The following is a 25,095-nucleotide window of genomic DNA, read 5'->3' as shown; positions in this document are numbered from 1 at the left end:
GCGCGAGCGCGACGCCCCAGACCTGAGGCCCACGGGGGACAAACTATGGGCCGGAAGACACGCAAGTCGTTGATCAGCATGGCTGCAGGAAGTGCCCAAAACCCAAGTCATGCACTACCCCTTCAGCCCAAAGAGTTCCGGCCTACTGCACTTGTCCGGAGACGCCAAGAGCCTGAAAGGACAGTGCCTCCCAGCTGCCGTCGCTCGTTACCACCTCTTCGTTGCGACAGACGTGATTTCACCGCCAGCGCACAAATCCGTCCACCACCGTCTGAGTCCCACTCCGCCTGGCTGCCATGGTTGCGACCGTGGTCCGTCAGCGTGGATAGTGCGCTATCGCCGTCATAGGCAAAGCGTTTGCCCTATTGGTCCGCGCGGATTCAGAATGCACACGTCTCAATCAAATAACCGGAGACTCCCCATGAGCCAGACGCAAGCGGAATCCAAGTGCCCCGTCCACCATGCGGTGGGCCGCGGCCATGTCAATCGTGACTGGTGGCCCAATCAGTTGCGGGTCGACCTGCTTCACCAACACTCCTCCAAGTCCGATCCGATGGGCAAGGACTTCGACTACGCAAAGGAGTTCAAGAGCCTCGACTACGAGTCGCTGAAGAAGGATCTCCGTGCGCTGATGACCGACTCGCAGGACTGGTGGCCGGCGGACTTCGGGCACTACGGGCCTCTGTTCATCCGCATGGCCTGGCACAGTGCCGGCACCTACCGTACCGGCGACGGTCGTGGCGGCGGTGGCCGGGGCCAGCAACGCTTTGCGCCGCTCAACAGCTGGCCCGACAACGTCAACCTCGACAAGGCTCGGCGCCTCTTGTGGCCGATCAAGCAGAAGTACGGCCGCAAGATCTCGTGGGCCGACCTGATGATCCTGACCGGCAACGTGGCCCTGGAATCCATGGGCTTCAAGACCTTCGGCTTCGGCGGCGGCCGCCCGGACACGTGGGAACCCGATCAGGACGTCTACTGGGGCAACGAGACCACCTGGCTCGAAGACAAGAGGTACACCGGAGACCGCGACTTGGAGAACCCTCTCGCGGCTGTGCAGATGGGCCTGATCTATGTCAACCCCGAAGGCCCGAACGGCAACGCCGACCCGGTCTCGGCGGCTCGGGATATCCGTGAGACTTTCGCCCGCATGGCGATGAACGACGAGGAAACCGTCGCCTTGATTGCCGGCGGCCACACCTTCGGCAAGACCCACGGCGCTGGTCCGGCGGACCTGGTCGGCTCGGTCCCCGAAGCAACCGACCTGGAAGAAATGGGCATGGGCTGGAAGAGCACCCACGCCAGCGGCATCGCCGGCGATGCGATCAGCAGTGGCCTCGAAGTCACATGGACGCAGACGCCGACGCAATGGAGCAACCACTTTTTCGAGAACCTGTTCAAGTTCGAGTGGGAAGCGGTCAAGAGCCCGGCGGGCGCGGGACAGTGGCAGGCCAAGGGCGCTGCGGCGGACATTCCGGATGCGCACGACAAGTCGAAGACGCGCTTGCCGACCATGCTGACCACCGACCTCTCGCTGCGCTTCGACCCAGCCTACGAAAAGATCTCCCGGCGCTTCCTCGAGCACCCCGAGCAGTTCGCCGACGCGTTTGCGCGAGCCTGGTTCAAGCTGACGCATCGCGACATGGGTCCACGCTCGCGCTACCTGGGCCCGGAAGTGCCCGCCGAAGAGCTGATCTGGCAAGACCCGATCCCGAAGGTCGACCATCCCCTGATCGACGACAAGGACGCCGCGGCGCTCAAGGCCAAGATCCTGGCCTCGGGCCTGTCGGTGTCCGACCTGGTGCTGACGGGCTGGGCCTCGGCCGCCACCTTCCGCGGCTCCGACATGCGCGGCGGCACCGACGGCGGCCGCATCCGCCTGGCGCCACAGAAGGACTGGGAAGTCAACGAGCCGGCCAAGCTGGCCAAGGTGCTCCAGACGCTGGAGGGCATCCAGGGCGAATTCAACAAGGCGCAATCCGGCGGCAAGAAGGTCTCGATGGCCGACCTGATCGTGCTGGCTGGCTGCGCCGCCGTCGAGCAGGGCGCCAAGAACGCCGGTCATAGCGTGACGGTGCCCTTCACCCCCGGCCGCATGGATGCGTCGCAGGAGCAAACCGACGTGGAAGCCATGAAGGTGCTCGAGCCCGTGGCCGACGGTTTCCGCAACTACCTGAAGAAGGACTACGCGGTTCCTGCCGACGCGCTGCTGATCGACAAGGCCCAACTGCTGACGCTGACGGCGCCCGAGATGACGGTGCTGGTGGGCGGCATGCGCGCGCTGGGCGCCAACGTCGGTGCCACCAAGCACGGCATCTTCAGCCAGAAAGAGCACGCGCTGACCAACGAGTTCTTCGTGCGCCTGCTCGACCTGAACACGACCTGGAAGGCTGTGCCCGGCGAAAACAACCTCTACGAGGGAGTTGGACGCAATTCGGGCGAGCGCAAGGGCAGTGCGACGCGCGTGGACCTGGCCATCGGGTCCAATTCAGTGCTGCGCGCCCTGGCCGAGGTCTACGGCAGCTCGGACGCAGAGGAGAAGTTTGTGAAGGACTTTGTTGCAGCGTGGACCAAGGTGATGAACCTTGGCCGCTTCGACAGGGTCTAGACAATCCTCGCGGTTGCCGATTTGATGTAGCTGGAAGCAGTCGCCGCTCGAACGCGGGTTCTCGGCGACGCATCGCTGCAACGCCATGGTGTCCCGCGTGTCCGGACACGGGCCTGTTTGCAATTAGCGCCGTACGCCCATGCAGCGAGGCGCAGGAGACAACCATGACGGCCAGCTACGTGGAAATACAAGGCGCCCAGGCGGATATCGACCTCTGGGATGGGTTGATCACGGATCAAAACGCCCTCATCGGCGTCATGATGCAGAAGATGTCCCAAGCCGGATGCGCCGATGCGGCATGGTTCGACGAGCGAATCACCGAGGCGGAAAGTATCGAGAATCGCCTGGTCGTCGGACTCGACCGCGCCCAGCGCCGGCTTCGGGCATTGATCTAGACATCCCCCCGCGGGCATCAGCGAGCCCGGGAATACCCTCTGACTCCTCGGAAGTCATCTTGCCTACATTGTTTGTATGCAAGACAAGGCCTTGCTTGCATGCATGCAAACCCAGACAAGACAGACAGCAACCATCTTGAAAACCTTGAAGTCAAGCCGAAGCGAAGTCCTTGCGCCAAGGAGTCTTGGTGCGGGCGATAGCGTTGAGCGTGATGAGCAGCTTGCGCATGCACGCCACGAGGGCTACCTTCTTGGGCTTGCCTGCGGCAACGAGGCGGGTGTAGCAATCCTTGATGGCGGGATTGAAGCGTGTGGCAACCAGGGCTGCGACGTAGAGCACACGACGCACGCTGGCACGGCCACCGAAGATATGGCGCTGACCCCTGAGGGTGCCGGAATCGCGGTTCAGGGGTGCCAGTCCGACCAAGCTGGTGATCTGCTTGCGAGTGAGCAGTCCGAGTTCTGGCAGTTCGGCGATCAGCGTACTGGCGGTGGTCGGACCCACGCCCTTGACCGACTGCAGCAGGCCAGAGAGGTCGGCGTGGCGCTCCTTGAGGGTGCGTTGCAGGTCGTCGTCGATGTCGGCGAGTTGCTTGAGCAGCAACTCGATCACCGCCTGGATGCTGGGCTTGGCGCGCGAGTGGGCCACACCCAGGCGCTGGCGCTCTGCCACCAGCATGACCACGAGCTGGCGGCGTCTGGCCACGAGCGCTGCGAGTTCGCGTTGCTCCATGCTGGCCAGCGGCCTGGGCTGATGGCCGCGAGCGTGAAGGACTGCAGCGAACTCGGCCAGCACGGCAGCGTCGATGCGATCGGTCTTGGCCAGTTTGCCCATTGCTCGTGCGAAATCACGCGCCTGGCGCGGATTGAGCACCGACACAGGCAGGCCCGCAGCCGCCAGTGCCACCGCACAGGCCTGCTCATAGCCGCCCGTGGCCTCCAGCACGATCAAGGTGATGGATTTGCGCGCCAGCCATCGCAGCAGCTTGGCGTGCCCAGCTTCATTGTTGGTGAACGAATGACTCGATGCATCCGAGCAGGCCACCTCCACGGTGTCCTTGGCCACATCGATACCTACAAACAAGGGTTGGCTCATGGTGTTCTCCGGCTCCCAGCCTTACGGATGCGAAATGAGATCAATCAACCATTCGGGATGACGCAGAACGAGGCAGCCGCGGTACGCCTTGAGCTGTCGTTGGAGCTTGTTCGCTCGCAGGAGACACAAGCTGCACCGCGGCCAGCCAACCGGATCGGCATGCAGTTCACCAACCGGTCTGCACGCTGAAGTTTGAACCAATCGAAAGATATAAGGAGACTCCATGCCTCGCTTTGCCAAATCCCTCTTCGGCCAGGTCGTCATCGCGCTGGTGCTCGGCGTGTTGGCCGGCCTCTTCGTGCCGGAATTCGCCGTCAAACTCAAGCCGCTCGGCGACAGCTTCATCAAGCTGATCAAGATGATCATCCCGGTGCTGGTGTTCTGCGTGGTGGTGCACGGCATCGCGGGCGCAGGCGACCTGAAGCGCGTGGGCCGGGTCGGCGTGAAGGCGCTGATCTACTTCGAGGTGCTGACCACCATCGCGCTGGCAATGGGCCTGGTGCTGGCCTTCGTGTTCCAGCCTGGCGTGGGCATGAACGTGGACCCTGGCAAGCTGGACGCCAACGCCATGAGCGCCTATGCCTCGAACGCCGACAAGCTCACGAGCGGCGGCACGGTCGAGTTCCTGATGAAGCTCATTCCCACCACGGTGGTCAACGCCTTCGCCACCGGCGACGTGCTGCAGGTGCTGCTGTTCGCGGTGCTGTTCGGCTGCGCGCTGTCGCTGCTGGGCGATCGCGGCAAGCCGGTGGGCGCGGTGGTGGACGCGCTGTCGCTGGTGCTGTTCAAGATCATGGGCATCATCATCAAGCTGGCGCCGCTCGGCGTGCTGGGCGCCATTGCCTTCACCGTGGGCAAATACGGCATCGGCTCGCTCAAGCAGCTCGGCATGCTGGTCGCCCTCTTCTACGGCGCGGTGCTGATCTTCGTGTTCGTGGTGCTCGGGCTGGTCATGCGCTTCTCGGGCTTCAGCCTGTGGAAGCTGCTGCGCTACCTGCGCGAAGAGCTCGCCATCGTCTTCGCCACCACCTCGTCGGACAGCGTGCTGCCGCAGATCATGGCCAAGCTGCGCCGCATGGGCATCCGCGACTCGACGGTGGGGCTGGTGATTCCCACCGGCTACTCGTTCAACCTGGACGCCTTCTCGATCTACATCACGCTGGCGGCCGTGTTCATCGCGCAGGCCACCAACACGCCGATCTCGATGGCCGACCTGCTGACCATCCTGGCCATTGCGCTGGTCACCTCCAAGGGCGCGCACGGCGTGCCGGGCTCGGCTATCGTGGTGTTGGCCGCCACGCTGCATGCCATTCCCGCCATTCCCGCCATCGGGCTGGTGCTGGTGCTTTCGGTCGACTGGTTCATGGGCATCGCCCGCGCGTTGGGCAACCTGATCGGCAACTGCGTGGCCACGGTGGCCATCGCCGCGTGGGAAGGCGACATCGACCGCGAGCGTGCCCATGCCGTGCTCAACGGTACCGATTCGCCCGACGACGAGCCGCTGGCCGAGCCCGAACTTCCGGCGGCGCCTTTGGGCGCGGGCGTCGGCGGTCACTGAAGCCGATGAGCACCGACGTCACTCCCACGTCCATCGCGGAGCGCGTGGTCGAGGCCATCCTGGCGCAAAAGCTCGCACCCGGCGAACGGCTTGGCGAGCAGGCGCTGGCCGAGAACTTCGCGGTCAGCCGGACCATGGTGCGCGAAGCGCTCATGCAGCTGCAGGCACGCGGCTTCGTCGAGGTGCAATCGCGCCGCGGCTGGTACGTGGTGGAGCCTTCGGCCGAAGAAGCGCGCGATGCCTTCTCGGCGCGGCGGATCGTCGAAGCCGGCATCCTGGCCGAAAGCGAAGGCCGGCCGCTGCAAAACGTGATTCGCAAGCTGCGCGACCACATTGCCGACGAGCGGCGCGCCATCGAGGCCGCCGACGCCGCCACCCGCGCCTTCCTGCTGGCCGACTTTCATGTCTGCCTGGCCGAGCAGATGGGGCACCAGTTGTTGGTCGACGTGCTGCGCGACCTGACGGCCCGCACCACGCTGGCCGCCACGCTCTACCAGTCGAAGCACGAAGCCGGGCAGTCTTGCGCGGAGCATGGCGCCATCGTCGCCGCGCTGGAGGCCGGCGACACGGCCAGGGCGCGCACGCTGATGATCGAACACATCGGCAATGTCGAACGCTCTCTCGAGGTGGAAACCGCGGCCGAGCCCGACGCTCCGGCCCGGCTGCGCGCCACCCTGGCGCCGGTGGCGCTGCCGCGCGCCCGGCGCTGAAGCCCGCCGCGGCGGCCGGCGGCCCGGCCCGCCGGCCGCCGCGGCAAGGACAAGTGCATGCCGACCGACATGGGCGCGTGTTCCGGCTCGGCTACAGTCCGAATCACCTATGAATTCACCCCAACTCCAGCGCGGCGTGTTCCTCGCCCTGCTCGCCGTCGTCACTGTGGCCTTCCTCTGGGTGCTGATGCCGTTCTTCGGCGCGGTGCTGTGGGGCGTTGCGCTGGCGATCCTGTTCACACCGCTCTACAAGCGGCTGCTCAAGAGAATGCCCGGCTGGCACAACGCCGCGGCGCTCTCGACGCTGGCCATCTGCCTCTTCATCGTGATTCTTCCGCTGGCCATGGTCGGGGTGTCGCTGGTGCAGGAAATCGTACAGGTCACGCAGAACATCCGCTCGGGGCAGATCAATTTCGCGGCCTACTTCCAGCAGATCCTCAACGCCGTGCCGCAATGGCTGCTGAGCATCTTCGACCGCTTCAACCTCGGCGACATGGAGGCCTGGCAGGCCCGCATTTCCGCAGGCGCCGCGCAGGGTAGCCAGCTCATCGCAGGCCAGGCGCTCACCATCGGGCAGAACACCTTCGACTTCGTCATCAGCTTCTTCGTGATGCTGTACCTGCTGTATTTCCTGGTGCGCGACGGCGCGGGGCTGTCGAAGATGATGCGGGAGGCTGTGCCGCTGGCCAAGCCGCACACCCACTACCTGCTCAACAAGTTCACCACCGTGATCCGCGCGACTGTGAAGGGCAACGTGGCGGTGGCTATTGCGCAGGGCGCCATCGGTGGAATTGCGTTCTGGCTGCTGGGCGTGCAGGGCGCGCTGCTGTGGGCCGTGCTGATGGCCTTTCTCTCGCTGCTGCCCGCGGTAGGCGCGGCGCTCATCTGGGGCCCGGTGGCCATCTATTACCTTGCCACGGGCCATTTCTGGCAGGGCGGCATCCTGATCTTCATCGGCGTGTTCGTGATCGGGCTGGTCGACAACATCCTGCGCCCGGTGCTGGTGGGCAAGGACACGCAGATGCCCGACTACATCGTGCTGATGTCGACCATCGGCGGCATGGCGATCTTCGGCATCAACGGCTTCGTGATCGGGCCGGTGATCGCGGCGCTGTTCATGGCGGCGTGGAGCCTGTTCGTGGAGTCGGGCCAGCTCGAAACCAGCCCTGGCGACGACAAGAACAACGGCTGAAACAAGCCCTTGAAGGCCGCCCAGGCGAGGCGGCCCGGGCACCGCGGCAGGTGCGCCCCGCGCCTGCCGCGTGCATTTCGCGCGTGCGTTTTCGCATTCCGTCGCATGGCGCTGGCGAGCGCGTGCCGGCTGCGAGATCGTCGAGGCCTCCAACTTCCAGAAGAGGTCTTGTCGATGAACTTTTTACTGCCCCGACCGGGTGCGCGCGCCCTGTGCGCCGCCGCGCTCATTTCCCCGCTGGCCTGTCTGGCCGCCGATCTGAGCCTGAACGTCGCCGACGGCCCAGCCACCGAAGCCACGCTCTACGTGGCGCTGTACAACGACGCCGCCAGCTATGCCGACAGCAAGGCCGTGGCCTCGCAGACCGCGCCGATGCAGGGCGGCAAGGCCCGTCTCGTGTTCACGGGACTGGCGCCCGGGCGCTACGCGCTGCGAGCGTTCGCCGACGAGAACGGCAATGGCAAGCTCGACACCAACCTCATAGGCATGCCGACTGAGCGCTACGGCTTCTCGAACGACGCAAAGGGCAACCGCGCCGCGCCGGCCTTCGAAGCCGCGGCGATCAGCGTCGAGGCCGACCTGCAGACCGTCATTCACCTGCGCTGAAAAGGCACTGCCATGGAACGACGCGAACTCCTGCGCCTGCTGGCTTCGGCCGGCGCCCTGCCCCTCTTGGCACCACTGACACCGCTGGCCCGCGCGGCCGGCACTGCCAACGACTGGCAAGCCCAGTTCGAAGGCGCCGCCGCGCCCTGGAAGACCGGCTTCACCACGCCCCCGGACGACCTGCCGCTGACCCGAGCCACGGTGCGCGGGCGCTTCCCCGACGCCGTGGCCGGCACGCTGTTTCGCATCGGCCCGGCCGGCCACGACCTGGGCGGCGAGCGCTATCACCACTGGTTCGATGGCGACGGCATGGTGCACCGCTTCGTGATCGACGGGGCCGACGTGCGGCACCAGGGCCGCTACGTCGCCACGCCCAAGCGCGTGGCCGAGGTGCGGGCCGGGCGCCGGCTGTTCGAGGCCTTCGGCACCATGCCGCCGGGCGTCGAGCCGCCTACCTCCGCCGACAGCATCAACGTCGCCAACACCAGCGTGCTGCCGATGCAGGGCGAGGTGCTGGCGCTGTGGGAAGGCGGCTCGGCCACGCGCGTCGACGCGCGCACGCTGGACACGCTGGGCGTGAAGACCTGGCGCGCCGACCTCGCGGGCATGCCGTTCTCGGCCCATCCCAAGGTCGATCCGGACGGCACGGTGTGGAACTTTGGCGTGAGTTCCGGCCAGGGCCTGCTGGCGCTTTACGAGATTGCGCCCGAAGGCACGCTGCGGCGCGCAGCCGTGGTGCCGGTGGCCGACATGCCGATGATCCATGACTTCGCCGTGACCGAGCGGCACCTGGTGTTCCTGATGCCGCCGCTGGTCTACGACGGCAAGCGCAAGGAGGCCGGCGCGAGCTTTCTCGACGCCCACGTCTGGCGGCCGGAACTCGGCATGCGCGCGCTGGTCGTCGACAAGCAGAACTGGGAGCGGCGTCAGATGCTCGCGCTGCCGGCCGGCTTCCTGTTCCATGTGGGCAATGCCTGGCAAGAAGGCACGCCGCGCGGCACGCTCGTGCACATCGATTACGTGCGTTCGGACAACGCCGATTCGGTGTTCACGAGCAACCGCGAAGTGATGCGCGCGCGCCGCGTGAAGAGCACGGATCCGCGGCTGACCGTCGCCACGCTGAACCTCGGCACTGGCCAGGCCACACAGCAGGCGCTGGCGCAGGAAGCCGAGTTTCCGCGCATCGATCCGCGCCGCGTGGGCCTGCGCCATCGCCATGTGGTGCATGCCACACAGACGCGCCTCGACGTGCCGGGCTTCGGCGCGATCGCGCGAACCGATGTCGAAAGCGGTCGCAGCCAGCGCTTCAGCTACGGCACCCAGGCCATGGTGGAAGAGCATGTCTTCGTGCCGGACGGCACCAGGCCCGGCTGGGTGCTGGGCACCGTGCTCGATTTCGGCCGGCAGAAGACGGTGCTGTCTTGCTTCGCGGCCGACCACCTGGCGGCGGGACCGGTGGCGCAGGCCACGCTGCCCTACGCCCTGCCGCTGGGCCTGCACGGCGCGTTCGTGCCGGCCTGACCAAGAACGGCGGGGCACGGTCAGCCGGCCCACCACCCTTCGGCAAACCGCCCCTGCAGGAAGGCCACGAAGCCCGATACCTTGCCGGGCACCAGCTTGGGCGAGGGAAAGACGGCGTGGATTTCCTGCTCGGGCAGCTTATGGTCGCCGAGCACTTCGAGCACCTTGCCCGAAGCCAGCGACTCGCTCGCCACGTAGCGCGGCATGAGCGCAATGCCCAGGCCGTCGCGTGCCGCGGCCAGCACCGCGGAAAGGTTGTTGGAGCGGAAGCGGCCCGAAACGGGCACCGTCACCGGATCGCCCTTGGGCGTGTGCATGCGCCAGAACTCGTCGCCCACCACGCTGCTGTAGACGAGGGCCACGTGCGCGCTCAGGTCCTGCGCGCGCTTGGGCGTGCCGTGCTTCTTCAGGTAGCCCGGCGCCGCAACCATGGCCCAGGGGTTGGTGCCGAGATAGCGCGCGCCCAGCGAGGAATCGGCCAGCTTGCCCATGCGGATGGCCACGTCGATGCCCTGCGCGATGAGGTCGACGTACCGGTCCTCGAAGCTCAGGTCGAGCTGCACCTGCGGATGCCGGCGCATGTACTCCAGCGCCAGCGGCACCACCACCCGGCGGCCGAAAGCCACCGAAGTGCCCACGCGCAGCAGCCCCTGCGCCTGGTTCTGCCGCAGCTGCACGATGCTCTCGGCCTCCTCGGCCTCGCGCACGATGTTCTTGCACTTCTCGTAGTAGAGCGCGCCCGGCTCGGTAAGGCTCACGCCGCGCGTGTTGCGGTTGAGCAGCCGCACCTTCAGGCGCGCCTCGGTGGCCGCGACCTGCTTGGTCACGGTGGGCTGCGTGGTGTGGAACTCGAGCGCCGCCTTCGAGAAGCTGCCGGTCTCGACCACGCGCACGAACATTTCCATTGCCAGCAATCGGTCCATGACCGGATCGTACTGACTTATTCCGCTGTGGAATAGGTTTTATGGCCCGCAGCCGTCTTCTTCGAATGGCCTCTGCTTCATAAAGTGGACGCCACTAAGGAGACAGTCCCATGGCAAAAATGAAAGCGGTCCAGGCCGCCGTGCTGGTGATGGAAAAAGAAGGCGTGACGCAGGCCTTCGGCGTGCCCGGCGCGGCCATCAACCCGATGTATTCCGCGCTGCGCCAGCGCGGCAGCATCGGCCACATCCTCGCGCGCCACGTCGAGGGCGCCTCGCACATGGCCGAGGGCTACACGCGTGCCGTGGCCGGCAACATCGGCGTGTGCATCGGCACCTCGGGGCCCGCGGGCACCGACATGATCACGGGCCTCTATTCGGCCTGGGCCGATTCGATTCCCATCCTCTGCATCACCGGCCAGGCGCCGCGCGCACGGCTCTACAAGGAAGACTTCCAGGCGGTCGACATCGAGTCGATCTCCAAGCCGGTCACCAAGTGGTCGGTCACGGTGCGGGAACCCGGCCAGGTGCCGCAGGTGTTCCAGCAGGCTTTCCACCTGATGCGCTCGGGCCGCCCGGGCCCGGTGCTGATCGACCTGCCCTTCGACGTGCAGATGGCCGAGATCGAGTTCGACATCGACAGCTACGAACCGCTCACCCCCTACAAGCCGGCCGCCACGCGGGCCCAGATCGAGAAGGCCATCGGCATGCTCAACGCGGCCGAGCGCCCGCTGATCGTGGCCGGCGGCGGCGTCATCAACGCCGATGCGTCCGACCTGCTCGTGCGCTTTGCCGAAGCCACCGGCGTGCCGGTGATTCCCACGCTGATGGGCTGGGGTTCGATCCCCGACGACCACCCGCTGATGGCCGGCATGTGCGGCCTGCAGACCAGCCACCGCTATGGCAATGCGACCATGCTGGCGAGCGACTTCGTGCTGGGCATCGGCAACCGCTGGGCCAACCGGCACACGGGCTCAGTCGACGTCTACACCAAGGGCCGCACCTTCGTGCACGTGGACATCGAGCCCACGCAGATCGGCCGCGTGTTCACGCCCGACTTCGGCATCGTCTCGGACGCCAAGGCCGCGCTCGCGCTCTTCGTCCAGGTCGCCGAGGAGATGAAGGCCGCCGGCAAGCTCACCGACCGCCGCACCTGGGCCAAGTCGTGCATCGAGCGCAAGAAGACCATGCTGCGAAAGACCAACTTCGCCGACGTGCCGATGAAGCCGCAGCGCGTGTACCAGTGCATGAACAACAACTTCAGCAACGACACCTGCTATGTGAGCACCATCGGGCTCTCGCAGATCGCGGCCGCGCAGTTCTTGCACGTGTACAACCCGCGCCACTGGATCAACTGCGGCCAGGCCGGCCCGCTGGGCTGGACCATTCCGGCCGCGCTGGGCGTGCGCGCCGCCGACCCGACGCGCAAGATCGTCGCGCTCTCGGGCGACTACGACTTCCAGTTCATGATCGAAGAACTCGCGGTGGGCGCGCAGTTCAAGCTGCCGTACATCCACATCGTGGTCAACAACTCCTACCTCGGCCTCATCCGCCAGGCGCAGCGCGGCTTCGAGATGGACTACTGCGTGCAGCTCGCGTTCGACAACATCAATGCGGGGCCTGACGCCGGCATCGAGAGCAGCTACGGCGTCGATCACCTGAAGGTCGTCGAAGGCCTGGGCTGCAAGGCGATCCGGGTGAACAAGCAGGAAGAGATTGCGCCGGCCATCCAGCGCGCCGAAGCGCTGATGGCCGAGTTCAGCGTGCCGGTCGTCATCGAAGTGATGCTGGAGCGCGTGACCAACATCGCGATGGGCACCGAGATCGACAACATCACCGAGTTCGAGCCCCTGGCCGAGCACCCGGCCGATGCGCCGACCGCCGTCGCGGCCGAGATGCTGGACTGAGCAGGGAGACACGCACCATGCCCAAGTTCGCAGCCAACCTCACGATGCTCTTCACCGAGCTGCCGTTCATGCAACGTTTCGAAGCCGCCGCCAAGGCGGGTTTCGAGGCGGTGGAATATCTGTTTCCCTACCCCTTCGAGAAGAAGGAACTCGCCGCGGCCCTGCGCGCCAACGGCCTGCAGCAAGTCCTGCACAACCTGCCGGCCGGCGACTGGGACAAGGGCGAGCGCGGCATCGCCTGCCATCCGGACCGCACCGGCGAGTTCCGCGAAGGCATCGCGATGGCCATCGACTACGCCACAGCCTTGGGCTGCCCGCAGCTCAACTGCCTGGTCGGCAAGGTGCCGGCGGGCGTGAGCACCGAGGCCGCGCATAAGACCGTGGTCGAGAACCTGCGCCTTGCCGCCGGTGAACTCGAAGCGGCCGGCCTGCGGCTTTTGATCGAGCCCATCAACACCTTCGACATCCCGGGCTTCTTCTTGACGCGCACCGACCAGGCGCTGGCGCTGATCGACGAGGTGGGCTCTTCCAACTTGCGGGTGCAGTACGACATCTATCACGCGCAGCGCATGGAAGGCGAGCTCGGCAACACGCTGTCGAAAAACCTCGCGCACATCGGCCACATCCAACTGGCCGACAACCCCGGGCGCGGCGAGCCGGGCACGGGCGAAATCAACTACCCGTGGCTCTTCAGGCACATCGATTCGATCGGCTACGACGGCTGGATCGGCTGCGAATACAAGCCGCGCACGAATACGGTCGACGGTCTCGGATGGCGCCGGGCCCTGACCCAGCAGAAGTGAACGAAGAAGACAACAGCATCCAAGGAAACTGAAGACATGTCGCAATCTCAAAAAATCGGATTCATCGGCCTCGGCATCATGGGCGCACCCATGGCCGGCCATCTGCTCGACGCGGGGCACCAGCTTTTCGTGAACACCCAGGGCAACACGCCCGAGCCCTTCATCTCGAAGGCAACCATCTGCGCCTCGGCGGCCGAGGTGGCGCGCCGGGCCGATGTGATCTTCATCATGGTGCCCGACACGCCCGACGTGGAGAAAGTGCTGTTCGGCGAGCCCGGCACGGTGGGCGTGGCCGAAGGCCTGAAGGACTCGCGCGGCAAGATCGTGGTCGACTGCAGTTCCATCGATCCGATTGCCACCAAGGGCTTTGCCAAGCGCATCATCGCGCTCGGCTGCGGCTACATCGACGCGCCGGTCTCGGGCGGCGAAGTGGGCGCCAAGGCGGCGAGTCTCACCATCATGTGCGGCGGTGACGAAGGCACCTTCGGCCATGTGCGGCCGCTGCTCGAGAAGATGGGCAAGAACGTCACGCTGGTGGGCAACGTGGGTGACGGCCAGGTCTGCAAGGTGGCCAACCAGATCATCGTGGCGCTGAACATCGCGGCTGTGGGCGAGGCGCTGCTGTTCGCCTCCAAGGCGGGGGCCGATCCGGCCAAGGTGCGGCAGGCGCTGATGGGCGGTTTCGCGAGCTCGCGCATCCTCGAAGTGCACGGCGAACGCATGATCAAGCGCACCTTCGCCCCGGGCTTCCGCATTTCGCTGCACCAGAAGGACCTGAACCTGGCGCTGCAAAGCGCCCGGGCGCTGGGCGTGGCCTTGCCGCAGACGGCCGGCGCGGCGCAGCTCATGAACGCCTGCGCGGCGCTGGGCCATGGCCAGCAGGACCATTCCGCGCTGGTGCGCGCGCTCGAAGCGCTCGCCCAGCACACGGTGACCCCGGACTGAGCCTGCGGCTCAGGTCTTCGCGGCCTCGAGCGATTCCTTGAGGTTGCGGCGGCGCCATGCCCAGGTCTTCACGGCCTGCGGCAGGATGCCGAGGCACGAGGCGTAGTAGGTCACCTTGAAGCCCCAGAAGCGCGGGCCGATGGGCGTGTTGCGGAACAGGTCGCCCGCCAGGATGGACAAGAGCGCCTCCTGCATGCGCCAGATGTTGCGCGGCGCCATGAACAGCCGGCGGATGGCCGGCGAGGTGATGCGGTAGATGAACCACGAGAACATCTTTGGTCCGTGCTTCATCACCTTCTCGTAATGCCGGAAAGCGCGTTCGGCCTCCTTCGCCTCGCCCTTCAGCCAGTGGTCGGCCGCGGTGGCGGCCTCGAAGCCGCTGTTCATCGCCAGGTACACGCCTGAGGAAAACATCGGGTCGACGAAGGCGTAGGCGTCGCCCACCATCATGAAGCGGTCGCCGCGGCAGAACTTGCTGTCGTAGGCGTAATTGCCGGTGGAGGTGGCGCCTTCCATCAGCGTGGCGTTCTTCAGGCGCTCGGCCAGCTTGGGCGCGAGCGCAATGGTTTCCATCAGGAACTCTTCGAGCGAGCCTTTGCGGCGCTTGAAATAGGCGGGCGATGCCACCGCGCCGACGCTCACGGTACCGTCCTTCAGCGGGATGTACCAGAACCAGCCGTGGTCGAACCAGAACAGCGTGATGTTGCCCTCGAAGCGGCCGGGCCTGCGCTGGGCATTGGCAAAGTGGCCATAGAGCGCCGCGCTCGCATGCTTGCGGTTGCGCTGCTTGGCGTCGAACTGGTTCGACAGCAGCGTGTCGCGCCCGCTCGCGTCGATCACGAAGCGCGGGCGCCAGCTGGTTTCGGTGCCGTCGTCGGCCTTCACCTTGACCAGCAGACGGTTGTCGGGGCTGCCCTTGCCGGCGTCCATGTCGACGCCGGTGACCCGCTGCCCCTCGAAAGTTCGCGCGCCGCGCTTGCCGGCATGGCGGAACAGCAGTTCGTCGAATTCCGAGCGGCGCACGTGCACGGCATACGGAAAGCTCTTGTCCATCGCCTCGGCGAAGTGAAAGTGGCTGCTGTGGTCGTGCCAGGGCGAGACGAACTCCGCACCGTGCTTGCGCAGGCCGATGGCCTCGACCTCGGCGCGGACGCCCAGCCGGTCGAACAGCGGCATGTTCATGGGCAGCAGCGACTCGCCGATGTGAAAGCGCGGGTGCTGCGCCTTCTCGATCAGCACCACGTCGTGGCCCTTGTCCGCAAGCAGCGCGGCCACGGTCGAGCCCGAAGGCCCGCCGCCGATGACCACGACGTCGGGGTCGGTGGTGGTGAAAGCTCCGGGTGTCATGCGCTGCCCCTCCGTTGTCTTTGTGTGTGTCTTGGTTGACGATGGCCGGGCGCTTGGGCTGCACGGCGTTGCATTGCCTCGTGCAACCTAAGTTGACGTTGGCTAACACTTTCGGAGTTTAGCGAACCGGCGCCCCCTACCGAATTGGCTATGGATTCAGGCGTTTTCGGCATTCCCCCTCTCTGAACAGGCCCCGCTTTTGCGGTAGCCTCATTGCCCGTCAGAAACAAGGAGACTTTTCATGGCTGCACCTCTCTCGCCCGCAGAAGAAGCTCTTCGCGAAGCAGCGCGCGAATACCACCGCTCGCCCGTCAGGGGCAAGATCTCGATCACGCCGACCAAGCCCTTGCTGAACCAGCGCGACCTGTCGCTGGCCTATTCGCCGGGCGTGGCCTACCCCTGCCTGGACATCGCGGCCGATCCGTCGCTGGCGGCCGACTTCACCGCGCGTGGCAACCTAGTGGGCGTGGTCACCAACGGCACGGCTGTGCTGGGCCTGGGCAACATCGGCCCGCTGGCCGCCAAGCCGGTGATGGAAGGCAAGGGCTGCCTGTTCAAGAAATTCGCCGGCATCGACGTGTTCGACATCGAACTGGCCGAAAACGACCCCGACAAGCTGGTCGACATCATCGCGGCGCTGGAGCCCACGCTGGGCGGCATCAACCTCGAGGACATCAAGGCGCCCGAGTGCTTCTACATCGAGAAGAAGCTGCGCGAGCGCATGAACATCCCGGTCTTCCACGATGACCAGCACGGCACGGCCATCATCTCGGCCGCGGCGCTCATCAACGGCCTGGAACTGGTCGGCAAGAAGATCGAAGAGGTGAAAGTCGCCGTCTCGGGCGCCGGCGCGGCCGCCATTGCCTGCCTGGACGTGATGGTGGGCCTGGGCGTCAAGCCCGCCAACATCTACGCCTGCGACTCCAAGGGCCTGATCTACATGGGCCGCGCGGGCGGCTTCGACGAATCCAAGGCGCGCTACGCCCAGAAAGACACCGGCGCCCGCACCCTGGCCGACGTGGTCAAGGACGCCGATGTGTTCCTGGGCTGCTCCGCGCCCGGCGTGATGAGTGCCGACATGGTGAAGACCATGGCCGGCCAGCCGATCATCCTGGCGCTGGCCAACCCTGAGCCCGAAATCCGCCCCGAGCTCGCCAAGGCCGTGCGGCCCGACTGCATCATTGCCACCGGCCGCTCGGACTACCCGAACCAGGTCAACAATGTGCTGTGCTTCCCGTACATCTTCCGCGGCGCGCTCGACTGCGGCGCCAGCAAGATCACGGAAGAAATGAAGCTGGCCTGCGTGCGCGAGATCGCCGAGCTCACCAAGGCCGACATCAGCGAAGAGGTGGCCACGGCCTATGCGGGCCAGGAACTCTCCTTCGGGCCCGACTACATCATTCCGAAGCCCTTCGATTCGCGGCTCATCCTGCGCATCGCGCCGGCCGTGGCCAAGGCCGCCGCCGCCTCCGGCGTGGCCGCACGGCCCATCGAGGACATGGATGCCTACCGCCAGCACCTGACGCGCTTCGTCTACCAGACCAGCATGTTCATGCGGCCGGTATTCGGCGCCGCCAAGATCGCCGCATCCAAGCGCGTGGCCTACGCCGAGGGCGAGGACGAGCGCGTGCTGCGCGCCGCGCAATGGGCCATCGACGAAGGCCTGGCCCAGCCCATCCTGGTGGGACGCCCCGCGGTGATCGAGGCACGCATCCAGAAGGCCGGGCTGCACATCCGCGCGGGCACCGACTTCGAGATCGTCAACCCCGAGGACGATCCGCGCTTTCGCATCTACTGGGAGAGCTTCCACAAGCTCATGGGCCGCCGCGGCGTGACGCCCGAGGCCGCCAAGACCATGGTGCGCCGCTCCAACACCACCATTGCGGCGCTGATGATGCACCTGGGCGATGCCGACGCCATGATCTGCGGCCTGGTCGGGCGCTTCGACGTGCACCTGGAGCACATCCGCAACCTCATCGGCCTGAAGCGCGGCGCGCCGGGCTTTGCCACGCTGAACGCGCTCACGCTCGAGAAGCGCACGGTCTTCATCACCGACACCAACGTGAACGAAGACCCGAGCGCCGAGCTGCTGGCGAGCATTGCGCTGATGGCGGCCGAAGAGGTGCGCCGCTTCGGGCTGCCGCCCAAGGTGGCTTTTCTCTCGCACTCGAACTACGGCACCTCGAACCGCGGCTCGGCGCGCAAGATGCGGCTCGCGCGCGACCTGTTCGCGCAGCTGGCACCCGACATCGAATGCGACGGCGAGATGCACGGCGATGCGGCGCTGTCGGAAGAAGTGCGCCGCACCGCGCTGCCCGAAAGCACCCTCACTGGCGAGGCCAACCTGCTGGTGTGCCCGAACCTCGACTCGGCCCACATCCTCTATAACGTGCTGAAGATGACCGGTGCCAACGGCATCACGGTCGGCCCCATCCTGTTGGGCGCCGCGGGCTCGGCGCACGTGCTCACGCCGTCGTCGACGGTGCGGCGCGTGGTCAACATGACGGCGCTGGCTGTGGCTAACGCGACCACGGCGCTGAAGTAGGCGCTCCCCGCTTTCTTCTCTTCGTCCGAACGCCCCGCTGCGCACGCAGCGGGGCGTTTTTCATTGCGGGCCGATCAGGTGCACGCCGTGCCTCGATGCGGCGCCCGCACGCGCCAGAAGGGCGCGCCGGGAGCGCCGCAGCCGCCGCTGAAGCCGTTTTTCGCCTGCCCATCATTTTTTGGGCTGGCATGCAATCTGCTAATACCCTGAGCAGATATTTTAAATATCTTATTAATATATTTACCGAAGCAACGGCCCCTTTGGGCTCTCCATCCACCCTCTCCGATTCCAGAAGCAACCCATGACCCATCCCCGCTGGCAAGGCATCTTCCCCGCCATCACCACCAAGTTCCACGCCGACGAAAGCATCGATGCCGAAGGCACCGCGCGGCACATCGACTTCCAGATCCGCAACGGCATCCATGGCCTGGTGACCTGCGGCTCGCTGGGCGAGGCCAGCACGCTTTCGCTCGAAGAAAAACTGCAGGTGGCCCAGATCGCGCTGGAAGCGGCCGACGGCCGCATCCCGGTGCTGGCGAATGTGTCGGAAACCAGCACCCGCAAAGCGCTGCGCTATGTGGACGGGGCCAACAAGCTGGGGGTGGCGGGCTTCATGGTGATGCCTTCGGTGATCTACGTGGCCGATGCGCGCGAGGCGATGCTGAATGTGCGCACCATTGCCAACGCGGCTCAGAAGCCGGTCATGGTCTACAACAACCCGGTGGCCTACCGCGTGGATCTGAAGCCCGAGCACATGGTCGAACTGGCGGACTGCGAGTGGATCGCGGCGATCAAGGAGAGCACGGGCGACATCCGCCGCATCACGGACCTGCGCAACACGGTGGGGACCCGCTACCAGCTGTTCCTGGGGGTGGACGACCTGGCCTATGAGGGCCTGGCGCTGGGCGCGGATGGTCTCTTGGCCGGGGTGGGCTGCGCGTTCCCGCGCGAGACGGTGGCGCTGTATGACCTGATGAAGGCCGGCCAGTTTGCCGAGGCGCTGGCGCTGTACCAGTGGATGACACCGATGCTGCACCTGGATGTCTCGAACAAGCTGGTGCAGAACCTGAAGCTGATCGACGCGCTGGTGGGCGTGGGCACGGAGCACATGCGCCGTCCGCGGCTGCCGCTCATCGGCGAGGAGCGCGCGGCGGTGGAGGCGATCGTGAAGAAGGCGCTGGCGACGCGGCCTGTGCAGTATCAGTCGGTTGCCTGAAGGCGCGGCTCCCTTCTCACCATGGAAGAACACGCCTTGGAACGCGGGGGCCTCTCCCGCCGGGTGCTCGACGCGTCGGACTTCGTCCTCGCCTGCGAGCGCCGACTCCTCTCGGGCCTGATGGGCCTGCTCATCGTGCTGGTGCTGCTGAACGTGGTCACGCGCTACGGCGGCTTTCCGCTCTACTGGGTCGACGAGGCCTCGGTGTACTGCGTGGTCTGGCTCACCTTCATCGGCGCCTCCGCGATGACGCGGCTGCGGCTCGACTTTGCGGTGACGCTGCTCACCGACAAACTCGGCGAAAAAGCCGTGCGCATCGCCAAGGCCAGTGCCTCTGGCGGCGTGCTGCTGCTGGGGCTTGCGCTGCTGGCGATGTGCTGGCTCTACATGGACCCGGTGGGCATCGTGCGCTGGGGCTTCGATGCCAAGGAGTACGCGGCCGAATCCTTCAACTTTCTCTATACCGAGCGCACCCAGACGCTGAACTGGCCAGTCTGGGCCATCCAGCTGATCCTGCCGATCTTCTCGGCCACGCTCAGCCTGCATGCGCTGGCCAACCTCGTCGAAGACCTCGGCCTGCAGCCCCGGCGCACGCACGCCGAGTTCCACGTGACCAACGCAGACGCGGTGAATTGACATGCTGACTTCCGCATTCTTTCTATTGATCATGCTGGTGGGCGTGCCGATCGGCGCCTGCCTGTGCCTTGCGGGCATCGTCTACATCCTCGACTCGGGCGACACGGTGCTGTTCCAGTCGTTTCCGGTGCAGATGTTCGGCGGCGTCGACAGCTACAGCCTCATCGCGATTCCGCTGTTCATCCTGATCGGCGAAATCATGAACGGCGGCGGCATCACGAAGCGGCTGGTCGACCTCGCGCTGGCCTTCATCGGCTCGGTGAAGGGCGGCCTTGCCTACGTGAACATCCTGGCCAACATGCTGGTGTCGTCGATCATCGGATCGGCCACCGCGCAAGTGGCGATCATGAGCCAGATCATGGTCCCGGAGATGGAGAAGCAGGGCTACGACAAGACCTTCGCGGCCGGCATCACGGTGTACGGCGGCATGCTGGGGCCGATCATTCCGCCCTCTGTGATGTTCGTGGTGTACAGCGTGCTCGCGCAGGTGGCGGTGGGCGACATGCTCATTGCCGGCATCATTCCGGGCGTGATTCTCACGGTGCTGTTCTTCATCGTGATTGCGTGCATGGGCCTGATCTACAACTACCCGCGCACCGAGAAACGCACGATCAAACAACGCCTGCACACGATGCTCACGGCCTGCCCCACGCTCTTGATTCCCATCGTCATCGTCGGCTCGATCCTGGGTGGCATCGCCAATCCGACCGAGTCGGCGGCGGTGGGCGCGGTGGCCGCGGTGCTAGTGGGCCGCTACGTCACGAAGGAATTCCGCTTCGGGATGATTCCGCAGATCCTGCTGAAGTCGGCGATCTACTCGGCGGTGGTGCTGTTCCTGGTGGCTGCGGCCGCCGTGTTCTCGTGGCTCCTGATCTACGGCAAGGTGCCGCAGGCCACGGCCACGTGGATCCAGACCGTGGCGAAAGACCCGATCGCGTTCCTGCTGCTGGTGAACCTGATTCTGCTGGTGATCGGAACGGTGATCGACGGCATTCCGGGTCTGATCATGACGGTGCCCATCCTGCTGCCCATTGCCACCGAGATCTACGGCATCGACCCGCGCCACTTCGGCGTGGTGGTGGTGATCAACCTCGTGCTGGGGCTGATGACGCCGCCCGTGGGCCTGAGCTTCTTCGTGGCTTCCGCCGTGACCGGCGCCAAGCCCGGAAAGATGTTCATCGTCACCTTGCCGTTCTTCCTCATCTGCTGCGCGGCGCTGGTGCTGCTGTCGCTGTTCCCGAGCCTGTCGCTCGCGCTCATCAAGTAAGTCCCGCCTTTCTTCTTTTCCCCTCCTTCCCTTCACTCAACCGGAGCCTCGCATGTCCCTTTCCCGCCGCAAATTCGTCGTCCAGGCCGCCGCCGGAACCGCCGCCGCGTCGTCCGCTCTCTTCACCGGCGTGTCGCGCGCCGCGGCCGCCAAGGAATTCCGCCTCGGCCTCATCACGCCGGCCGGCCACTCATGGAACCGCGCCGCGCTGGGCTTCGGCGAGGCGCTGAAGAAGGCGACCGACGGGCGCCTGAGCGCCACCGTGTTCCATTCGGGCCAGTTGGGCAACGAGTCGGCCATGATGCAGCAGCTGCAGTCCGGCGCGCTGGACATGGGCTGGATCCAGGCCGCCGAACTCGGCTCGCGCGTTTCCAGCGTGGCGGCCATCAACGCACCGTACCTCGTGCGCTCGACCACCAACGTGGCCTCGCTGGTGCGCACGCCCGCCGCGCTCAAACTGCTCGACGTGCTGCCGCGCGAGACCGGCACCATCGGGCTGGGCTGGGGCATCACGGGCATGCGTGTGGTGTTTGCGACCAAGCCCATCTCGACGCCCACCGACCTCAAGGGCATGAAGCTGCGCATCAACCCGACGCCGGTGTACCGCGACTTCTACCAGCTGCTGGGCGCCGCCCCAACGCCCATTCCGACCCCGGGCGTTTTCGACGCCATGTCCAACGGCCAGGTCGACGGGCTCGAAGCGGACATCGAGTTCTCGTGGAACCAGCGCTTCGACCGCGTGGCCAAGACGATGCTGCCGATGAACGCGCTGTTCATGCCTTTTGCGCCGCTGGTGTCGGGCCGCATCTGGCAAACGCTGGACGGCAAGGACAAGGCGCTCATCACCGACCTGGTGAAGCAGTCGCTCGACGCGCAAATCAAGGACATCGTGACCACCGAGCTCGGACTGGTCGACAAGTTCAAGGCCAGCGGCATCACCATCAAGAGCGACGCCGGCTACAACCCCGCGCCGATCATTGCGGAATTCGACAAGATCTGGCTGCCCAAGGCGCCGCAGATCGCCGAGCTGCGCAAGATTGGCGCGGCACTCTGAGCCCGCTAGGCGCGGGGCCGGCGGAAGGGTTCGCACCAATCGCGTGCGGGCACCGTTTTTGCTTGAATGCAGAAGCATTCACCTTTCACGGATCCCGCATGAACAAGCGCCAACTTCTCCAGTCCTTCCTCGCGGCCTCGGCCCTCAGCTTCGGCCTTTCCCCGGCCTTTGCGCAGACCACGACGCCGATCAAGTTCCAGCTCGACTGGCGCTTCGAAGGACCGGCCGCGCTTTTCCTGCACCCCGCCGCCAAGGGGTACTTCAAGGCCGCGGGCCTCGACGTGACCATCGACGCGGGCAACGGCTCGGGCGGCACGGTCACGCGCGTAGCCTCGGGCGCCTACGACATGGGCTTTGCCGACCTGGCGGCGCTGATGGAATTCCACGCCAACAACCCGGACAGCCCGAACAAGCCGGTCGCGGTGATGATGGTCTACAACAACACGCCGGCCTCGGTCATGGCGCTCAAGAAGAGCGGCATCACCAAGCCGGCCGACCTGGCCGGCAAGAAGCTCGGCGCCCCGGTGTTCGACGCGGGCCGCCGCGCGTTCCCGATCTTCGCCAAGGCCAACAGCATCGGCGCCGTGAACTGGACCGCCATGGACCCGACGCTGCGCGAAACCATGCTGATCCGCGGCGACATCGACGCGATCACCGGCTTCACCTTCACCTCGCTCCTGAACCTGGAGGCGCGCGGCGCCAAGGCTGCCGACATCGTCGTGCTGCCCTACCCCGACTACGGCGTGAAGCTCTACGGCAACGTGATCATCGCGTCGCCCAAGCTCATCAAGGAGAACCCCGAGGCGGTGAAGAAATTCCTCTCGGCCTTTGCCAAGGGCGCGAAGGAAGTCATCGCCAACCCGGCGGTGGCCATCGAATCGGTGAAGGCGCGCGACGGCATCATCGACAGCAAGCTCGAAACCCGCCGCCTGCAGCTGGCCATCGACACCGTGATCAACAGCGCGGATGCGCGCAGCGAAGGCTTCGGTGCGGTGAACGCAGGCCGCATGTCGCTGATGGCCTCGCAGGTGTCGGACGCTTTCAACACCAAGACACGCGTGAGCCCCGACGCCGTGTGGACCGCTGCACTGCTGCCTCCGGCAGCCGAACTCAACGGCGTGCTGCGCAAGTGATGGCGGACGCATCGAGCGCGGACGCTGCTCCTTTCGTCGATTTCCAGGACGTCTGGCTCGCCTACAACGAAGAGCTGCTGCGCGCCAACCACTTCGCGGTCGAAGCCATCGACCTGAAGGTGAAGCGCGGCGAGTTCATTGCCATCGTCGGCCCTTCGGGCTGCGGCAAGTCGACCTTCATGAAGCTCACCACGGGCCTCAAGATGCCGTCGATGGGCAAGATCCGCATCGACGGCCAGCCCGTGACCGGGCCGCTCAAGATCTCGGGCATGGCCTTCCAGGCGCCTTCGCTGCTGCCGTGGCGCACCACGGTCGACAACGTGCTGCTGCCGCTCGAAATCGTCGAGCCCTACCGCTCGAACTTCAAGGCCAAGCGCAAGGAATACGTCGAGCGCGCGCGCAAGCTGCTGCAGAAGGTGGGCCTCGCGGGCTACGAAGACAAGTTTCCGTGGCAGCTCTCGGGCGGCATGCAGCAGCGCGCGAGCATTTGCCGCGCGCTCATTCACGAGCCCAAGATGCTGCTGCTCGACGAGCCCTTTGGCGCGCTCGACGCCTTCACGCGCGAGGAGCTCTGGTGCATCCTGCGCGACCTCTGGACCGAGCAGCAGTTCAACGTGATCCTGGTGACGCACGACCTGCGTGAATCGGTGTTCCTGGCCGACACGGTGTACGTCATGAGCAAGAGCCCGGGCCGCTTCGTGGTCAAGCGCGAGATCGAGCTGCCGCGTCCGCGCGAGCTGGAGCTCACCTACACCAAGGAGTTCACCGATATCGTGCTGGAGCTGCGCGGGCACATCGGCGCCATCCGCAACACGGGTATCAGCGCGGCGCAAACCGCCGCTGCCGCGGTGTCTCACTGAGGGCGCCATGAAGAACACCAAGCAACTCGAACGCTGGTCGCCCTGGCTGCTGCTCATCGCAGTCATCCTGCTGTGGCAGGTGATCTGCGCGGGCTTCGGCGTGTCGGACTTCATCTTTCCGAGCCCGCTGCGCATCTGGAACCAGTTCTGGGAGTTCAAGGAAATCATCGCGGGCCACGCGTGGCGGACCTTCTGGGTCACGATGGCAGGCTTCGGCCTCGCGATCGTGGTGGGCGTGATGCTGGGCTTCGTGATCGGCAGTTCGCGCATCGCGTATGCAGCGATCTATCCGCTCATGACGGCGTTCAACGCATTGCCCAAGGCAGCCTTCGTGCCCATCCTCGTGGTGTGGTTCGGCATCGGCGTCGGCCCGGCGATTCTCACGGCCTTCCTGATCAGCTTCTTCCCGATCATGGTCAACATCGCCACCGGCCTTGCCACGCTGGAGCCCGAGCTGGAAGACGTGCTGCGCGTGCTCGGCGCCAAACGCTGGGACGTGCTCATGAAAATCGGCCTGCCGCGCTCCATGCCCTACTTCTTCGGCTCGCTGAAGGTCGCGATCACGCTGGCCTTCGTCGGCACCACGGTGAGCGAGATGACCGCGGCGAACGAAGGCATCGGCTACCTGCTGATCTCGGCCGGCTCGGCCATGCAGATGGGCCTGGCCTTCGCGGGCCTGATGGTGGTTGGCGCCATGGCCATGCTGATGTATGAACTCTTCTCCGTGATCGAGAAGCACACGACCGGCTGGGCACACCGCGGATCGCAAAACCAATAAG

At 65.8% G+C, this 25,095-nt stretch carries 21 protein-coding genes; 18 read left to right on the top strand and 3 right to left on the bottom strand.

All coding sequences use genetic code 11. The features are described 5' to 3' along the window. Positions 1 to 421 precede the first annotated feature (421 nt). Together katG and BLR24_RS07985 are read left to right on the top strand one after the other, a co-directional pair. Positions 422 to 2,605, top strand: coding sequence for a catalase/peroxidase HPI (katG, locus tag BLR24_RS07990; RefSeq protein WP_093015324.1), 2,184 nt, complete (start codon positions 422 to 424; stop codon positions 2,603 to 2,605). A 164-nt stretch (positions 2,606 to 2,769) separates the two neighbouring features. Further along, positions 2,770 to 3,000 carry a hypothetical protein gene (locus tag BLR24_RS07985; protein ID WP_093015321.1) on the top strand — a complete coding sequence of 77 codons (231 nt, stop codon included), beginning with the start codon at positions 2,770 to 2,772 and terminating at the stop codon, positions 2,998 to 3,000. A 151-nt stretch (positions 3,001 to 3,151) separates the two neighbouring features. On the opposite strand, the gene BLR24_RS07980 is transcribed toward BLR24_RS07985, so the two are convergent. Further along, positions 3,152 to 4,096, bottom strand: coding sequence for an IS110 family transposase (locus BLR24_RS07980; RefSeq protein WP_093015318.1), 945 nt, complete (start codon positions 4,094 to 4,096; stop codon positions 3,152 to 3,154). Positions 4,097 to 4,319: 223 nt separating this feature from the next. Between BLR24_RS07980 and BLR24_RS07975 the strand changes: the two genes are divergently transcribed. The 5 genes from BLR24_RS07975 to BLR24_RS07955 all read left to right on the top strand — a co-directional run bounded on the left by BLR24_RS07975 (position 4,320) and on the right by BLR24_RS07955 (position 9,683). Then, positions 4,320 to 5,654, top strand: coding sequence for a C4-dicarboxylate transporter DctA (locus BLR24_RS07975; RefSeq protein WP_093015315.1), 1,335 nt, complete (start codon positions 4,320 to 4,322; stop codon positions 5,652 to 5,654). A 5-nt stretch (positions 5,655 to 5,659) separates the two neighbouring features. Beyond that, complete coding sequence (locus BLR24_RS07970) at positions 5,660 to 6,364, top strand: GntR family transcriptional regulator (RefSeq protein ID WP_093015312.1); 705 nt, start codon at positions 5,660 to 5,662, stop codon at positions 6,362 to 6,364. A 109-nt stretch (positions 6,365 to 6,473) separates the two neighbouring features. Further along, complete coding sequence (locus tag BLR24_RS07965) at positions 6,474 to 7,556, top strand: AI-2E family transporter (protein WP_093015309.1); 1,083 nt, start codon at positions 6,474 to 6,476, stop codon at positions 7,554 to 7,556. Between the two features lie 174 nt (positions 7,557 to 7,730). After that, positions 7,731 to 8,162 carry a DUF2141 domain-containing protein gene (locus BLR24_RS07960; protein ID WP_093015306.1) on the top strand — a complete coding sequence of 144 codons (432 nt, stop codon included), beginning with the start codon at positions 7,731 to 7,733 and terminating at the stop codon, positions 8,160 to 8,162. Between the two features lie 12 nt (positions 8,163 to 8,174). Continuing rightward, entirely contained in the window at positions 8,175 to 9,683 is a 1,509-nt protein-coding gene (locus BLR24_RS07955) for a carotenoid oxygenase family protein (protein WP_093015304.1), read from the top strand. Between the two features lie 20 nt (positions 9,684 to 9,703). Here the strand turns inward: BLR24_RS07955 and BLR24_RS07950 are convergent, their stop codons facing one another. Next, positions 9,704 to 10,606, bottom strand: coding sequence for a LysR family transcriptional regulator (locus BLR24_RS07950; protein ID WP_093015301.1), 903 nt, complete (start codon positions 10,604 to 10,606; stop codon positions 9,704 to 9,706). A gap of 110 nt (positions 10,607 to 10,716) precedes the next feature. On the opposite strand from BLR24_RS07950, the gene gcl reads away from it, so the two are divergent. The 3 genes from gcl to BLR24_RS07935 are packed head-to-tail and all read left to right on the top strand — an operon-like array spanning position 10,717 to position 14,258. Then, positions 10,717 to 12,510, top strand: a complete 1,794-nt coding sequence (gcl, locus tag BLR24_RS07945; RefSeq protein ID WP_093015298.1) for a glyoxylate carboligase — start codon at positions 10,717 to 10,719, stop codon at positions 12,508 to 12,510. A 17-nt stretch (positions 12,511 to 12,527) separates the two neighbouring features. Continuing rightward, positions 12,528 to 13,313 carry a hydroxypyruvate isomerase gene (gene hyi, locus BLR24_RS07940; RefSeq protein WP_093015295.1) on the top strand — a complete coding sequence of 262 codons (786 nt, stop codon included), beginning with the start codon at positions 12,528 to 12,530 and terminating at the stop codon, positions 13,311 to 13,313. A 36-nt stretch (positions 13,314 to 13,349) separates the two neighbouring features. Next, positions 13,350 to 14,258, top strand: coding sequence for a 2-hydroxy-3-oxopropionate reductase (locus tag BLR24_RS07935; RefSeq protein ID WP_093015292.1), 909 nt, complete (start codon positions 13,350 to 13,352; stop codon positions 14,256 to 14,258). Positions 14,259 to 14,267: 9 nt separating this feature from the next. Here BLR24_RS07935 and BLR24_RS07930 read toward each other — a convergent pair whose 3' ends face one another. Continuing rightward, positions 14,268 to 15,605 carry an NAD(P)/FAD-dependent oxidoreductase gene (locus BLR24_RS07930; RefSeq protein WP_093015289.1) on the bottom strand — a complete coding sequence of 446 codons (1,338 nt, stop codon included), beginning with the start codon at positions 15,603 to 15,605 and terminating at the stop codon, positions 14,268 to 14,270. Positions 15,606 to 15,846: 241 nt separating this feature from the next. Between BLR24_RS07930 and BLR24_RS07925 the strand changes: the two genes are divergently transcribed. The 8 genes from BLR24_RS07925 to BLR24_RS07890 all read left to right on the top strand — a co-directional run bounded on the left by BLR24_RS07925 (position 15,847) and on the right by BLR24_RS07890 (position 25,094). Further along, positions 15,847 to 18,150, top strand: a complete 2,304-nt coding sequence (locus BLR24_RS07925) for an NADP-dependent malic enzyme (RefSeq protein WP_093015287.1) — start codon at positions 15,847 to 15,849, stop codon at positions 18,148 to 18,150. Between the two features lie 301 nt (positions 18,151 to 18,451). Next, positions 18,452 to 19,366, top strand: coding sequence for a dihydrodipicolinate synthase family protein (locus BLR24_RS07920; RefSeq protein WP_093015284.1), 915 nt, complete (start codon positions 18,452 to 18,454; stop codon positions 19,364 to 19,366). Between the two features lie 21 nt (positions 19,367 to 19,387). Next, positions 19,388 to 20,002, top strand: coding sequence for a TRAP transporter small permease (locus tag BLR24_RS07915; RefSeq protein WP_175543223.1), 615 nt, complete (start codon positions 19,388 to 19,390; stop codon positions 20,000 to 20,002). 1 nt (position 20,003) lies between these two features. Then, complete coding sequence (locus BLR24_RS07910; protein WP_093015281.1) at positions 20,004 to 21,269, top strand: TRAP transporter large permease; 1,266 nt, start codon at positions 20,004 to 20,006, stop codon at positions 21,267 to 21,269. 52 nt (positions 21,270 to 21,321) lie between these two features. Beyond that, on the top strand, positions 21,322 to 22,323 hold the full coding sequence (locus BLR24_RS07905) for a TRAP transporter substrate-binding protein (protein ID WP_093015278.1): 1,002 nt from the start codon (positions 21,322 to 21,324) through the stop codon (positions 22,321 to 22,323). A gap of 98 nt (positions 22,324 to 22,421) precedes the next feature. Beyond that, positions 22,422 to 23,456: an ABC transporter substrate-binding protein gene (locus BLR24_RS07900; protein ID WP_093015275.1), complete on the top strand. Its 1,035-nt coding sequence runs from the start codon at positions 22,422 to 22,424 to the stop codon at positions 23,454 to 23,456. Further along, positions 23,456 to 24,316 carry an ABC transporter ATP-binding protein gene (locus tag BLR24_RS07895; protein WP_093015272.1) on the top strand — a complete coding sequence of 287 codons (861 nt, stop codon included), beginning with the start codon at positions 23,456 to 23,458 and terminating at the stop codon, positions 24,314 to 24,316. The genes BLR24_RS07900 and BLR24_RS07895 overlap by 1 nt, the downstream gene beginning before the upstream one ends. A gap of 7 nt (positions 24,317 to 24,323) precedes the next feature. Next, positions 24,324 to 25,094 (top strand): ABC transporter permease, encoded by a 771-nt coding sequence (locus tag BLR24_RS07890; RefSeq protein WP_093015269.1) that lies wholly within the window; start codon positions 24,324 to 24,326, stop codon positions 25,092 to 25,094. The last annotated feature ends 1 nt before the right edge of the window (position 25,095 follow it).

The sequence above is a fragment of the Variovorax sp. OV700 genome, from assembly GCF_900099805.1.
In the GTDB taxonomy this organism is placed as follows: Bacteria; Pseudomonadota; Gammaproteobacteria; order Burkholderiales; family Burkholderiaceae_C; genus Variovorax.
This window is presented reverse-complemented; position numbering and strand designations above follow the sequence as displayed.